This is a genomic window from Streptomyces galbus, from assembly GCF_005280195.1.
GTDB classification, from domain to species: Bacteria; Actinomycetota; Actinomycetes; order Streptomycetales; family Streptomycetaceae; genus Streptomyces; species Streptomyces galbus.
Map to the genome: position 1 here is coordinate 731,781 of NZ_SZPR01000012.1, position 966 is coordinate 732,746.

Sequence of the window (966 nt, forward strand, 5' to 3'; positions counted from 1 at the left end):
CCTGGCGGCAAGCCGACCTGGCCGCCGAGGACACCCGTGACACCTGGCGCCAGTGGTCACTTCCCTGGCAGGCCACCAAGGGCAGCCACACCCTCACCGTCCGCGCCACCGACCGCACCGGCGCGGTGCAGACCGACCGACGCACCCGCACCATTCCCGACGGCGCCAGCGGATGGCACTCCGTCGTCGTGACCGTGGACTGACTCCCCTCCGAAGGGCCCCGCGCCCACTGAACCACCTGTCCGCACCACCCCGAACGCAGCCGCGACCACGCTGCGCCTTCCTACAGGAGATCATGATGAACACCCGTATCCGCCGTACCGCCGGTCTCTTCGCCGCGGCCGCCGTGCTCCCCCTCGCGCTGACCGCGTGCTCCAGCGACAGCAAGGACTCCGGCACGTCCGACTCGTCGAGCAAGGCATCGGCAGCGGCCACCCCGAGCAGCGACGACATGGGCGGCTCGACGGCCGCCGCGAGCATGGACCAGCCGTTCGGCCCCGCCTGTTCCGCCGTGCCGAAGGACGGCGCCGGCTCCTTCGACGGCATGGCCAAGGACCCGGTCGCCACCGCCGCCTCCCACAACCCGGCCCTGTCCACGCTGGTGTCCGCCGTGCAGAAGGCCGGCCTGGTCGACACCCTCAACAACGCCGAGAACATCACCGTGTTCGCGCCGACCAACGACGCCTTCGCCAAGATCCCGAAGGCGACCCTCGACAAGGTCCTGAACGACAAGGCGCAGCTGACGAAGATCCTCACCTACCACGTCGTCGGCCAGAAGCTCACGCCGAAGGACCTCGAGAACGGCTCCTTCGACACGCTGGAGAAGTCGAAGCTCACGACGGCCGGTTCGGGTGAGTCCTACACCGTCAACGACTCCGCCAAGGTCGTCTGCGGCAACGTCAGGACCGCCAACGCCAACGTCTACATCATCGACACCGTCCTGATGCCCCAGAGCTGACCCCACCG

Annotated in this window: 1 protein-coding gene and 1 pseudogene; both read left to right on the forward strand. The window is 68.9% G+C overall.

Translation table 11 applies throughout. The features are described 5' to 3' along the window. Positions 1-203 (forward strand): annotated as a pseudogene (locus tag E4U92_RS36645) (molybdopterin-binding oxidoreductase); the annotation flags it as partial. Between the two features lie 95 nt (positions 204-298). Further along, positions 299-958, forward strand: coding sequence for a fasciclin domain-containing protein (locus E4U92_RS16345; protein WP_137301151.1), 660 nt, complete (start codon positions 299-301; stop codon positions 956-958). Positions 959-966: the final 8 nt, after the last annotated feature.